16 protein-coding genes and 1 pseudogene are annotated in these 12,357 nt (G+C 59.2%); 12 read left to right on the forward strand and 5 right to left on the reverse strand.

Annotated elements, in window-relative coordinates:
• Positions 1-25 precede the first annotated feature (25 nt).
• On the forward strand, positions 26-1,693 hold the full coding sequence (locus KF794_02195; GenBank protein QYK45538.1) for an electron transfer flavoprotein-ubiquinone oxidoreductase: 1,668 nt from the start codon (positions 26-28) through the stop codon (positions 1,691-1,693).
• A gap of 12 nt (positions 1,694-1,705) precedes the next feature.
• Positions 1,706-2,071, forward strand: coding sequence for a hypothetical protein (locus tag KF794_02200; GenBank protein ID QYK45539.1), 366 nt, complete (start codon positions 1,706-1,708; stop codon positions 2,069-2,071).
• Between the two features lies 1 nt (position 2,072).
• Here KF794_02200 and KF794_02205 read toward each other — a convergent pair whose 3' ends face one another.
• Positions 2,073-2,537, reverse strand: a complete 465-nt coding sequence (locus KF794_02205; protein ID QYK45540.1) for a VanZ family protein — start codon at positions 2,535-2,537, stop codon at positions 2,073-2,075.
• A gap of 73 nt (positions 2,538-2,610) precedes the next feature.
• Here KF794_02205 and KF794_02210 point away from each other — a divergent pair, with 73 nt between their 5' ends.
• Both KF794_02210 and KF794_02215 read left to right on the forward strand, forming a co-directional pair.
• The gene (locus KF794_02210; GenBank protein ID QYK45541.1) at positions 2,611-3,042 is read left to right on the forward strand and encodes a nuclear transport factor 2 family protein; all 432 of its coding nucleotides are present in this window, start codon (positions 2,611-2,613) and stop codon (positions 3,040-3,042) included.
• Between the two features lie 95 nt (positions 3,043-3,137).
• Positions 3,138-4,064: a glutaminase gene (locus KF794_02215; GenBank protein QYK46558.1), complete on the forward strand. Its 927-nt coding sequence runs from the start codon at positions 3,138-3,140 to the stop codon at positions 4,062-4,064.
• 54 nt (positions 4,065-4,118) lie between these two features.
• Here the strand turns inward: KF794_02215 and KF794_02220 are convergent, their stop codons facing one another.
• Positions 4,119-4,298: a DUF2735 domain-containing protein gene (locus KF794_02220; protein ID QYK45542.1), complete on the reverse strand. Its 180-nt coding sequence runs from the start codon at positions 4,296-4,298 to the stop codon at positions 4,119-4,121.
• A 298-nt stretch (positions 4,299-4,596) separates the two neighbouring features.
• Here KF794_02220 and KF794_02225 point away from each other — a divergent pair, with 298 nt between their 5' ends.
• The 4 genes and pseudogenes from KF794_02225 (at position 4,597) to KF794_02240 (ending at position 7,698) form a co-directional block, all read left to right on the forward strand.
• Entirely contained in the window at positions 4,597-5,631 is a 1,035-nt protein-coding gene (locus KF794_02225; GenBank protein QYK45543.1) for a glutamine synthetase beta-grasp domain-containing protein, read from the forward strand.
• A 377-nt stretch (positions 5,632-6,008) separates the two neighbouring features.
• Positions 6,009-6,197, forward strand: a complete 189-nt coding sequence (locus KF794_02230; GenBank protein QYK45544.1) for a hypothetical protein — start codon at positions 6,009-6,011, stop codon at positions 6,195-6,197.
• Positions 6,198-6,321: 124 nt separating this feature from the next.
• Positions 6,322-6,933: pseudogene (locus KF794_02235) on the forward strand (SAM-dependent methyltransferase).
• 96 nt (positions 6,934-7,029) lie between these two features.
• On the forward strand, positions 7,030-7,698 hold the full coding sequence (locus KF794_02240) for a hypothetical protein (protein ID QYK45545.1): 669 nt from the start codon (positions 7,030-7,032) through the stop codon (positions 7,696-7,698).
• Positions 7,699-7,702: 4 nt separating this feature from the next.
• On the opposite strand, the gene KF794_02245 is transcribed toward KF794_02240, so the two are convergent.
• The gene (locus tag KF794_02245; GenBank protein QYK45546.1) at positions 7,703-8,359 is read right to left on the reverse strand and encodes a glutathione S-transferase family protein; all 657 of its coding nucleotides are present in this window, start codon (positions 8,357-8,359) and stop codon (positions 7,703-7,705) included.
• A gap of 134 nt (positions 8,360-8,493) precedes the next feature.
• Here KF794_02245 and phaZ point away from each other — a divergent pair, with 134 nt between their 5' ends.
• From phaZ to KF794_02265, 4 genes are all read left to right on the forward strand, one after another.
• Positions 8,494-9,720 carry a polyhydroxyalkanoate depolymerase gene (gene phaZ / locus KF794_02250; GenBank protein QYK45547.1) on the forward strand — a complete coding sequence of 409 codons (1,227 nt, stop codon included), beginning with the start codon at positions 8,494-8,496 and terminating at the stop codon, positions 9,718-9,720.
• Positions 9,721-9,738: 18 nt separating this feature from the next.
• A complete protein-coding gene (locus KF794_02255) occupies positions 9,739-10,071 on the forward strand; it encodes a YnfA family protein (GenBank protein QYK45548.1) in 333 nt (110 codons plus the stop codon).
• A 126-nt stretch (positions 10,072-10,197) separates the two neighbouring features.
• Positions 10,198-10,776, forward strand: a complete 579-nt coding sequence (locus tag KF794_02260) for a hypothetical protein (GenBank protein QYK45549.1) — start codon at positions 10,198-10,200, stop codon at positions 10,774-10,776.
• A gap of 83 nt (positions 10,777-10,859) precedes the next feature.
• Positions 10,860-11,078, forward strand: coding sequence for a hypothetical protein (locus KF794_02265; GenBank protein ID QYK45550.1), 219 nt, complete (start codon positions 10,860-10,862; stop codon positions 11,076-11,078).
• Positions 11,079-11,126: 48 nt separating this feature from the next.
• On the opposite strand, the gene KF794_02270 is transcribed toward KF794_02265, so the two are convergent.
• Together KF794_02270 and KF794_02275 are read right to left on the reverse strand one after the other, a co-directional pair.
• The gene (locus KF794_02270) at positions 11,127-11,840 is read right to left on the reverse strand and encodes a sulfite exporter TauE/SafE family protein (GenBank protein ID QYK45551.1); all 714 of its coding nucleotides are present in this window, start codon (positions 11,838-11,840) and stop codon (positions 11,127-11,129) included.
• Between the two features lie 50 nt (positions 11,841-11,890).
• Positions 11,891-12,292, reverse strand: a complete 402-nt coding sequence (locus KF794_02275) for a thioredoxin family protein (GenBank protein ID QYK45552.1) — start codon at positions 12,290-12,292, stop codon at positions 11,891-11,893.
• Between the last annotated feature and the right edge of the window lie 65 nt (positions 12,293-12,357).

Consider the following 12,357-nt stretch of genomic DNA (forward strand, 5'->3'; position numbering starts at 1 on the left):
ACCTGAAATCCCAAGGATGAGCGCCATGACCGACGAAAATCAGGAACTCCCCGCCCGCGAGGCAATGGAATTCGATGTCGTGATCGTCGGTGCCGGCCCGTCCGGTCTCGCTGCCGCGATCAAGCTCAAGCAGCTTTCGCCTGAGACCACCGTGGTCGTGCTTGAAAAGGGTTCGGAAGTCGGCGCGCATATTTTGTCTGGCGCTGTCGTCGATCCGGTCGGTATCAATGCGCTGATCCCCGACTGGAAAACCGACGACACCCATCCCTTCAAGACCGAAGTGAAGGACGATCACTTCTATTATATGACGAAGACCGGCGCTTTCCGGCTGCCGAATTTCCTCATGCCGCCGCTGATGAACAATCACGGCAACTACATCGTCTCGCTCGGCAACGTCTGCCGCTGGCTGGCGACGCGCGCCGAAGCGCTCGGCGTTGAAATCTATCCGACATTCGCCGCCGCCGAAGTGCTGTTCGACGAGAACGGCGCGGTGAAGGGGGTCGCGACCGGCGACAAGGGCATCGGCCGCGACGGCAAGCCGACCTCGCATTACGAGCGCGGTATCGAACTGCACGGCAAGTACACCTTCTTCGCGGAAGGCGCGCGCGGTTCGCTCTCGAAGCAACTGATCGCGAAGTTCGGTCTCGATAAAAACTCCGAGCCGCAGAAATACGGCATCGGCCTGAAAGAACTCTGGAAGGTGGCGCCGGAAAAGCACAAGCCCGGCCTTGTGCAACATTCCTTCGGCTGGCCGCTCGACAACCAGACCGGCGGCGGCTCGTTCCTCTATCACATGGAAGACGAGCAGGTGATGGTCGGCTTCGTCGTCCATCTGAATTACAAGAATCCCTACATCGCGCCGTTCGAGGAATTCCAGCGCTTCAAGACGCATCCGTCCGTGCGCGGCACCTTCGAGGGCGGCAAGCGTCTCTCGTATGGCGCGCGCGCGATCACCGAAGGCGGCTTCCAGTCGGTGCCGAAACTTGTTTTCCCGGGCGGCGCGCTGGTCGGTTGTGCGGCGGGTTTCGTCAACGTCCCGCGCATCAAGGGTTCGCACAACGCAGTGCTCACCGGCATCATGGCTGCGGAAGAAGTCGCGAAGGCGCTGGCCGCGGGCCGTACGCGCGACGAATTGCTGGAATACGAGAACGGCTGGCGCGCATCGCAGGTCGGCAAGGATCTTGCGAAGGTCCGTAACGTGAAGCCGTTGTGGTCGAAGTTCGGCCTCTATCTGGGCATGGCGCTCGGCGGTTTCGACATGTGGATGAACCAGCTATTCGGCATCTCGCTGTTCGGCACGCTCGGCCACGGCAAGACCGATGCGCAATCGCTCGATCCTGCATCGAAGCACCAGAAGATCGACTATCCGAGGCCGGACGGCGTGATCTCGTTCGATAAATTGGGTTCGGTGTTCATCTCGAACACGAACCACGAAGAGAACCAGCCGATCCATCTCAAGGTGAAGGACATGGAGCTTCAGAAAAAATCTGAGCACGATGTCTATGCCGGCCCGTCGAACCGCTATTGTCCGGCGGGCGTCTATGAATGGGTCGAGGAAGCAGGCGGGCCGCGTTTCCAGATCAACGCGCAGAACTGCGTCCACTGCAAAACCTGCGACATCAAGGATCCAAACCAGAACATCAACTGGACCACGCCGGAAGGCGGCGGCGGGCCGAACTATCCGAATATGTGAGCGGACCACGCGATGCTCTGGCTCGCCTCTGCTTTGATGATCGTCGCAGGCATCGCGCATTCATATTTGGGCGAGCGCGGATTTCTGCCGAGACTGCTTGCACTGCCGAACCTGCCGTTGTTGCGCCGCGGCGATCGCGGTTTCACCGAGCGCGTCATCCGCGCGGTCTGGCATCTGGCAAGCCTGTATTGGTGGTGCGCGGCGGTCATCCTCGCCGTCATCGCGGTGCAGCCTGCGAATCCTTTGCGCGCCATCGCGCTGACGCTCGCGGGAACGATTTTGCTGACCGGCCTCGCCTGCATTTATTGCGGCTGGCGGCATCCGGCGATAGCGGTTTTTCTGGCCGCTGCCGCGCTTACCGCTTACGCCGTCTGGTGATTCAGCCGAACAAATAATCTTCCGGCTTCATCGCGTGCCGGAAGCCTTCGACAATTAAAAAGCCGAGCACGACGCCGAGAAAATCCGGAATGAGATCGGTGAGCCGCGCGTAATGCCCGGCGACCGTCATCTGCGAGATTTCCCACGACAGCCCGATCAGCATGGTGAGGATCGCCGCGACCCACCAGCGCTTCCATTTGTAAGCGATGACGCCGAGTACCATCAGGGTCGCGCAGGCGAGGATGTGGATTGGTTTCAGCGTGGAATACGCGATCGAATCCCAGCTTATGTCGAAATTGAATTCCGCCGGCTTGCGTCCATAGGGCTTGCGGTTCGCAAGGATGATGGTGACGAAAGCGAGCATCCAGAACGGAAACTGGCGAATGAATTCGAGGTCGAACGCCTGCTTCCACCATGACCGCGCGTCGCGCGGTGTATTCGTTTTTCTTTGTTTCCGTTGCGGCATTTCGCTTGCAGTAGACTTGTCCCTGATTTCGCGGTGTAGAATAGCGCAAAAGGATACGCCCAAAAGGTACGCCATGAACTTAACGCCCGCCGCCGCCAAATCGCTCCATAAATGGCACGACATGATCGCGAAAGTGGACCTTTCCGATCTCGAGAGCATCGTGGCAGAGGAAGCCGTGTTCCGCTCGCCGGTGGCTAATTCGCCTTATCCCGGGAAGAAAGTGGTTTGCATCGTACTGCGCGGCGCGATGAAAGTGTTTCAGGATTTCGCGTATCACCGCGAACTGTTCGATTCAGCCAACAGCGCGTGCCTCGAATTTTCAGCCCGCGTTGGCGACAAGACGCTGAAAGGCATCGACCTCATCAAGTTCGATGCCGACGGCAGGATCGCCGAATTTGAGGTCATGGTCCGTCCCGCTACCGGAGTCATGGCGCTGGGCGAGGCGATGAAGGCGGCCGTAGGCCCGGCGATCAAGGCCACGCTTGAGGAGCGCGCGAGCGCATAAACCCTGCCTTTCTTCTGTGCTTGGCACGGCGGGAGCGCTTCCCTAGATTTCCGCCGGATTAAATTGAGGCCGCGCGCGTCAGCGCGGGATGAACCATTCCCGATCTCAAAGAAGTGGTGAAGGAAATTGCCGCCGAAATGGCCGAGAGGCCGGAGCGCGGCAAGGTCGCTTCCTATATTCCGGAGCTTGCCAAGGTCGATCCGAAGAAGTTCGGCATCGTCGTGGTGGGCAATGACGGTGAGGTGGTTACCGGCGGCGACAGCGACGTGGCGTTTTCGATCCAGAGCATCTCGAAGGTGTTCACGCTGACGCTCGCGCTCGGCAAGATCGGCGACCTGCTGTGGCAGCGGGTAGGGCGCGAGCCTTCGGGCAGCGCGTTCAACTCCATCGTCCAGCTCGAATACGAGAAGGGAAAGCCGCGAAACCCCTTCATCAATTCCGGCGCAATCGCGGTGACCGACGTCATCCTCTCAGGCCAGCCACGCGAGGCACTCGGCGAAATCGTGCGCTTCATGCAATTCGTCGCCGACGACGAGAAGATCACGATTGACGATGCGGTGGCGGCTTCCGAGCAGCGCACGGGTTTCCGCAACGCCGCGCTCGCGAACTATATGAAGTCGTTCGACGTGCTCACCAACCCCGTACATTTCACGCTGGGCGTTTATTTCCACCACTGCGCGATTGCGATGTCTTGCCGCCAGCTTGCGATGGCGGGGCGCTTTCTCGCGAATAACGGTGTGAACCCGACGACCGGGATGAGTGTAGTCACGCCGGAGCGGGCGAAGCGCATCAACTCGATCATGATGATGTGCGGCCACTACGACGGTTCGGGCGAGTTCGCCTATCGCGTCGGTCTGCCGGGCAAGAGTGGGGTCGGGGGTGGCATACTCGCGATCGCGCCCGGTAAGGCGTCGATCGCGGTATGGTCTCCAGGGCTGGACGAAAACGGGAATTCGTATCTGGGGCGGGTCTCCCTCGAACAGCTTACCCGCCGCATGGGCTGGTCGGTGTTCGGGGCGTAAGTCTGCTTCCGACACCCCGGATGCACCGCCCGGTGCGATCCGGAATGACAGCAATCAGTGCCGCGCCTTGGCCTTCTGTTCTTCTTTCATTGCATCGTCGTGGTACCAGGCGTCGCCGATCGAATTGGTCGGCAGCGCGTTGTCCTGCCGGAAATTGCCGTTCGGGTTGGCGAAACGGCCCCGGACCGGAAACTGGTAGACCTTCGCCGATGTGCGTTCGTTTTGTGCAGCCATCTTCGAAATCTCCTCGCATTGGGTTCGCTTGCTTGAAGCGGATATGGGGTGATTTCGTTCCGTTTGCTCGCTTTTGTCTACGTTTGCCCGACAAAAAAGCAGCGTTTGCATAACATTTGCTCAAATAACAGGCTGCTTTTGTGGCCGTCATTTTCGGCTCTCGGTATGACTCTCCGGCTGACATTCGTGCCGTTTTCGTGAGCGTGCCTTTTTAGGGGCAGTCGAAAATGCCTCTCAGGTCCTCCGCGGGCGGTTCGGGTGTGCCCTGGACAGTCACTAACCTGAGAGAAACATCCCTATGACCAAGTATCGTCTCGAGTACATCTGGCTCGACGGCTACACGCCGGTGCCGAACCTGCGCGGCAAAACGCAGATCAAGGAATACGCTTCGTTTCCGAAGCTGGAAGAACTGCCGCTGTGGGGCTTCGACGGCTCCTCGACGATGCAGGCCGAAGGCCACTCGTCGGATTGCGTGCTGAAGCCCGTCGCGATTTACAAGGATGCCGCGCGCAAGAACGGCGCGCTTGTCATGTGCGAAGTCATGATGCCGGATGGCGTCACGCCGCACGCCTCGAACACGCGCGCAACGATCCTCGACGATGCCGACGCATGGTTCGGCTTCGAGCAGGAATACTTCTTTTATAAGGACGGCCGTCCGCTCGGCTTCCCGGCGGAAGGTTATCCGGCGCCGCAAGGCCCGTACTACACCGGCGTCGGCTACAAGAATGTCGGCTCGGTCGCGCGCGAGATCGTCGAGGAGCATCTCGACCTCTGCCTTGAAGCCGGCATCAACCACGAAGGCATCAACGCGGAAGTCGCGAAGGGCCAGTGGGAATTCCAGATCTTCGGCAAGGGTTCGAAGACCGCCGCCGACCAGATGTGGATCGCCCGCTACCTGATGATGAGGCTCACCGAAAAGTACGGCATCGATATCGAGTGGCACTGCAAGCCGCTCGGCGACACCGACTGGAACGGTTCGGGCATGCACTCCAACTTCTCGACGAAGTACATGCGTGAAGTCGGTGGCAAGGAATATTTCGAGGCGCTGATGGCGCAGTTCGAAAAGAACCTGATGGATCACATCAAGGTCTACGGCCCGGACAACGACAAGCGCCTAACCGGCAAGCACGAGACCGCGCCGTGGAACAAGTTCTCCTACGGTGTTGCTGATCGCGGCGCTTCGATCCGCGTTCCGCACTCTTTCGCGAACAACGGCTACAAGGGCTATCTCGAAGACCGCCGTCCGAACTCGCAGGGCGATCCGTACGCGATCGCTTCGCAGATCCTGAAGACGATCTCGGAAGTCCCGACCGGCGCCAAAAAGGCTGCGTAAGCCGGCTGCGCAAGCAGTCCGCGCAAGCATAGCGACCGGAAGCCCGCGTTTTCTTCCTCCCCGCGGGCTTCCGGAATTTCTTGAGGCTCACAAGACAGGAATTGCGCTGTCGCGAAAGCGGCAAGCAATCGGCGTCGGTCTCCAGGGCCAATAGGGACGATGTCGTGGGGGAGGTTCGCGGTAGTTCCTCCCCCAACTTCCCTTTGTAACTGTCATTCCGGACGCGCGAAGCGCGATCCGGAATCCAGGGCAAAGAACTACGACGGTGCTGCTTTGCTGTGGATTCCGGGTTCGCTCGCTCGCGCTCGCGCCCCGGAATGACGGATTATTGGACTGCCGCTTGACGCCACCCGCGAAAGGGTGGCGTTCTGCCTTTCATGATTGACCCGGACATGAATCCGCGCCGGCCCTTGGAAAAGGGCGAGCGCAAGCGCGTTGGAATTTTCGAGCCCTTCAAGTTCGGCAAGCTGCCGGGCTTCTATCTCTGGCTGTTTGGCTCGATCATGGTGACCGCCGCCGTCGCCATCGGCGGCGCATGGGCGCTGATGCGGCTGGGGGTCAACTGAAATTTATATAGTCAACCCACTCGCAAAACAGCGGGGGCAACAGGTTAGTTCACGTTGACGGATTCGGAACAAATATAGAACATATTCACTGGACGAATCGCCTTAGTCAAGCGGCAACAGTGAAATGCAAAATAAGTCTCACGCAGTAATGGCCCAACGCACTGAGGCCTTGGACAGTCCGGATGATTTCCCGACTCCGCCTTGGGCAACACGCGCGCTTTTGGAGCACGCAGTTCAAGATCGATGGGCGTTGTCAAAAATGTCGTGCTTGGAGCCGGCTTGCGGGGCTGGCCACATGTCAAAGGTTCTGAGTGAATATTTTGCGGATGTGGCGTCGTCTGACGCATACGACTATGGCTACGGCGAAGTACGAGATTTTTCAAAGTTTCCTTACGAGAAGAATTCATTTGATTGGGTAATTACCAATCCTCCATTTCGTTTAGGAGAGGAGTTCATAGCGAAAGGGTTGAGCATTGCTCGTCATGGCGTTGCTATGCTCGCGAGAACGGTCTTTGTTGAAAGCGTAGGTCGCTACGATCGAATATTCAGTAAAACACCGCCCACAAAGTTCGCGCAGTTCACTGAGCGTGTCCCAATGGTAAAGGGCCGCCTCGACAAAAAAGCATCCACCGCGACCGGTTATGGGTGGCTTATTTGGGAGAAAACTGTAGTTGCTGGAACCCAGCTTATTTGGATACCTCCTTGCCGTAAATCGCTCGAGCGAGAAGGCGATTACGAGTTACCGAAGAAGCCCAGTATTCAAGCTGGAGAGACTTCTGCTACGATTATTTCCGATCCAAGATTTCGGGGTGACTTGTTCGGAACGTGAGTAATGCCAATTCTGGATGTTTTAACACCAGAAATTGAGGCCACGATAGGTCGATTAGTTCGGAAGAGATTTGCTCCAGACCCTATTGCCGGTCAAAATTTCTCTAGAATTACTAGTATCGTTAGTTCTGCGTACAAGCGGCATGGCCATATTATTGAGCGTGCAATACTTGAGCAGCTCAAAACATGCGAAGACTTGGAAGTTTGGACTGATCCAGTCTTTGCTATTTCACGGGATGCGGATGGGCTAGCCAACAATGCGCTTGGAAATCCTGCGTCTATTATTGGCAACAACATTAATTACGGTGAAAGCGTACGAACACTTCAAGTAGATTTGCTTGTTTATGATCGACGCAAGCGGTCGTTGCGATGTTACGAAATCAAACGAGGTTTCGGGATTCATGATTCAGGCAAAAAAAGACAAATTCTTCGCGATGTGTTGTGCCTTCAGGCGCTTTTAAGGTCATACGGCGCTCGTCGTGAACTGGATATTGTAGACTCAAGTAGTCATGTAATTTTCTACTACGGTCGAAGATCGGTTCCTGCACCATTCAGTATTATTGGGGATGAAGTAGACGCACACTTTGACTGGCCGGTGAAGGATGCTGTTGAAGAGGTAAATGGGCAGTTTCAGAAAAGGCTTTTCGAAATTTTAGAGGCTGCGCCTGATTAGCGGCTCAAAACTCCACATCTAGTTCTTCCAGCTCCTCCGGCTCTTGCTTCGCAGCCGAAATCCATTCCTGCATGAAGGGCGTCGCGAGCATCGTCTTCACATAGGCCGCGCAAACGTCGTCAAGCTTCACCGAATAGGTCGTAAACCGCGAGCAGACCGGCGCGTACATCGCGTCCGCGAGCGTCAGCGATTTCCCGAACAAATACGGCCCGCCGTATTTTGCGAGACACTCGCGCCAGATCTCAAGGACGCGCTCGATGTCGGCCTGCGCGCCGGCCCAGACCTTGAAGCCCGGATAGCTCGCCTTGATGTTCATCGGCAGCGCCGAACGCAGGTTGGAAAATCCGGAATGCATCTCGCCCGCAATCGCGCGGCAGTGCGCGCGCGCGGCCGCGTCCTTCGGTAGCAGGCCCGCACCGGGCTTGGTCTCGTGCAGATATTCGGCGATGGCCAGCGTGTCCCAGACTTTCACCGAACCATTCTTCAGGGACGGGACGAGAAAGGATGGCGATAAAAGCAGCAATTCCGCGCGGGCGGAGGGGTCATCGGCTGAAACGATGTGCTCGTCGAAGTCGATTCCCGCGATTTTGCACAATAACCAGCCTCGCAAGGACCACGAGCCGTAGTTTTTGCTCGCAATCGTCAGCGTGACCCCAGCCATAAGACCCCCTTGGGCGACCGGAGGAACTTATCCAGACGCCGCAGCGTTAGACCGAAGTAGACTATCGCACCGCAGCAAGGAATCCGCTAGCCTGTTGCGGTGCCTAAGTGGCTGGGTAACGGGGCTGGGACTGAATGATCTATTCCGCATATCAGGCGCAGTCTGACCTGACCGATCCGTTTCGCGCTTTCGCGGAGCAGGCACTCGCCAATGTACGCGGCATCGTCACCGGCCTGAACGGTTATGCGGGGCACACGCCCTTCGGCGCCATCGCTGCCGGGTTCGAGATGGTGTCACGCGCGAAGCTCACCCACGCGCGTCCTTCGTTCAATATTCCTTCCGTGATGGTCGGCAACCGCGAAGTCGCGGTGGTCGAGCAGCCGGCGATGCAGACCCCGTTCGGCACGCTCCTGCATTTCAAGAAAGACATCGAGACGGCGCAGCCACGCGTGCTCGTCGTCGCGCCGCTCTCCGGTCATTTCGCGACGCTGTTGCGCGAAACCGTGAAGACCCTGCTTACCGATCACGATGTCTACATCACCGACTGGCACAACGCGCGCGACGTTCCGGTTTCCGCGGGCCGCTTCGGCTTCGACGAATATGTCGATCACCTGATGCGCTTTCTGGAGACGATGGGTCCGGGCGCGCATGTGGTCGCGGTTTGCCAGCCCTGCGTCGCCGCGCTGGTTGCGGCCTCCGTCATGGCGAAGAACGGCATGAAGGCGCTGCCGAAAAGCCTGACGTTGATGGCGGGGCCGATCGACTGCCGCATCAACCCGACCAAGGTGAACGATCTTGCGACCGGCAAGTCCATCGACTGGTTCGAGAAGAACCTGATCTCGGTGGTGCCGCCGCAACACAAGGGTTCGGGCCGCCGCGTCTATCCGGGCTTCGTGCAGTTGTCCGCGTTCATGTCGATGAACATGGATCGCCATGTGAAGGCGCACATGGACCTTTACCAGAACCTCGCGCGCGGCGAGTTCGAGAAGGCGAAGGCGACCAAGGATTTCTACGACGAGTATTTCGCCGTGCTCGACCTCACCGCCGAATTTTATCTCGAAACGGTGCAATACATCTTTCAGGAGTTTCGCCTGCCGAAGGGCGAACTGACCTTCCAGGGCGAGAAGGTCGAGCCGAAGGCGATCCGCAAGATGTCGCTCCTCACCGTCGAGGGCGAGCGCGACGACATCTGCGCGCTTGGCCAGACCATGGCGGCACAGGAGCTTTGCTCCGGCCTCAAGCCGTACCGCAAGCGTCACCACATGCAGGCCGGTGTCGGCCATTACGGCGTATTCTCCGGCAAGCGCTGGAATACGCAGATCTATCCGATTTTGCGGAACACGATTCTCGCCGCAGAATAGCGGCCGGGAGTCGGCCGCATGTTTTCTATCGCCATCTTCGCGCTGACCGCGCTCTGCGAGATCGCGGGCTGCTTCGCCTTCTGGGCGTGGCTCCGGCTCGGCAAGTCCGCGCTCTGGCTGATCCCCGGCACGCTGTCGCTGGTCGCCTTCGCCTGGCTGCTTACTTACGTTGAGAGTGAAGCTGCCGGCCGGACGTATGCCGCCTATGGCGGGGTCTATATCGTGGCCTCGCTGCTGTGGCTGTGGACCGTGGAAGGCGCGCGTCCCGACCGCTGGGATGCGATCGGCGCGGCGGTCTGCCTGATCGGGGCCGGGATCATCCTGTTCGGACCCCGCGCCGCCGGGGCTTGAAGCCCGACCCGACGAAATACAACCGCTTACCCCTCCGGGACTCGCATAGGTTGATTGCGATTTATCGCGCCCGGATTCACTTTCTTCCTTTCAGGACGATTCGCGTTCTTGGGCGGGAGCACGTGAATGGCGTCGGTAAGCAAGATTACTCCGAGGCGTAAATCGGAGGGTGCGGGCAATTTCGGCATCCTGATGGGTGCGGTCGGCGGAACGGTTCTGTTCCTGGTCGGCGGTTTTGCGCTGCTCGGTGCGCTCTCGCCCGGCGACCATACCCAGGCGCAGTTCTTCCGTAACGACTTCGATAAGGCTCCGCCGGTCGTGGCGGAAAAAACCGTTCCGCAGCAGCAGACGGCGGTGCCTAAGCGGCAGGAAACGGTCGTACCGAAACAACCTGCGCTGCCGCCGATGCAAGCATCCGCATCGCGCATGGAACTTACCGCACCTCCGAAGGAACAAACCGCAACGGTTCCCGAAGAAAAAGTGCAGGAACAACCGCTGCAACAGGAAGCGCAGCAGCCTGCTACGCCGGACAACGATCCCGTCACGACCGGCGCCATCGAGAACCAGCAGACCGAGCCGGTAACGCAAGCACCCGCGCCGAAGGCGAAGCGCGTTCGCCACTATCGCCAGCCTGTACGTCCTTCCACGAAACGGGCGGCGCCGAAAAACACGACCAATCCGCTGCTGCAACTTTTCGGCGGCTAGTTCTTCAACCGCATTAACGGAACCAAGCGATTCCCGGCCGGTTGCCTTCTCAGGGAGTGAGGGCAATTAGGGAGAGTTCCATCATGCGTTATGCAATCGCCATCGCCGCTACGCTGTTCGCCGTCACCAGCGCTTCTGCGCAGGCGCCGCAAATCGTCGGCACCAGCGCGTTCTGTCTGAAGACCGGATCGAAGGCGGACTGCAAGTTCCCGACCGCCGCTGCGTGTCAGAAGATGCTGAAGGAAACGCAGACCACCGGTTCGGAAACCGGCTCCTGCGTTCCGCGCGGCGACGTTCGCTAACGGCAATTCGTCTCGTCAGAAAAACGGGAGCTTCGCGCTCCCGTTTTTTTAGAATCGCGTTGTGAAGTTGATCAGCCAGTTCGGCATCAGGCCGACGAGCAGCGCCTCGATCTGCTTGTCGAGGCCGCTCAGCATCAGAATGCCGACCAGAAGAAACGCCGCGCCGGCGATTTTCTTCGCATAGGGCGCGAACTTCGCAACCCCGCCGCCGCGCGTGGCCAGCGACCGCGCGCCAATGGCAACGAGAAACAGAACCAGCGCCGCGCCGAGCGCGAACGCGGTCATGCGTAGTGCGGCTTGCAGATAGCCGCCCGCTTCTGCCGCGAGCGACAATGCCGCGCCGACCGAAGGTCCTGAGCACGGCGCCCAGATCGCGCCGAGCAGGATGCCGACCGCGAATTGTCCGGCGATGCCGTAGCGGTTCGCTTTCGCGGCGAGGTTCGCGCCCGCCGCGCCCACCGGTGCGACCAGATTCGAGAAGCGGCGCTCAAGCGGCGGGATCAGCAGGATTGCCGCGAATACGATCAGGAGGCCGGCAACGAAGACTTGCAGCGTGCGTTCGCCGACACCAAACAGCGAGCCGGTCGCATTGACGATGATGCCGAGCGTCGCAAATCCCGCGACAAGGCCCGCCAGCAGGGCGAGCGCGCCGAGTCTGCCATTCGCGAAGGCTGCCGCGATCACAACGGGAAGGAGCGGCAGGATGCAGGGATTGATGACCGTCAGCGTACCGGCGAAGAACGCGAGTGCGATTGCAGTCACGGTGTATTACCTCCCCCTTTGAGATTACAGTCGTCGAACCGTTGCGCGTCCTACGAAATGGCGCGTTCCAGTGTCTGCTCGATGCGTGCAGGATCGGTGTCGTAGGAAAGCCGCGCGATTTCCTTGCCGCCTTTGTAGATCACGATGGTCGACTGCCGGACCACCTTGAAGTCGGTCAGGAACATCTTGTCCGTATCGAAGTTCACGCGCACCGCCTGCACGTTCCTGTAGGCAGGCTGCGCCAGCACGCGAGCCATCACCGGAATCTGCGCATGGCAGACCGGGCACCACTCGGCATGGACATGAACGACCACAGGGCCGCCTGCGGCGAGCAGCTTTTTGAAGCTCTCGGCCTGATAGGCACTGAAGGCTTTTGCGAGAACGTTGGTTGCCCCGAATAGTGGGGCAGCGGTTGCCGCGGCGGCGAGAAGCACGAAAGCCCGGCGATGCATTGGCGGAACTCCTTCACTTGCATAGTGAACGGTCAGTTACTCGTTACCCCAGCCGCTTCCCGTGA

It is taken from the genome of Xanthobacteraceae bacterium, from assembly GCA_019454205.1.
In the GTDB taxonomy this organism is placed as follows: Bacteria; Pseudomonadota; Alphaproteobacteria; order Rhizobiales; family Xanthobacteraceae.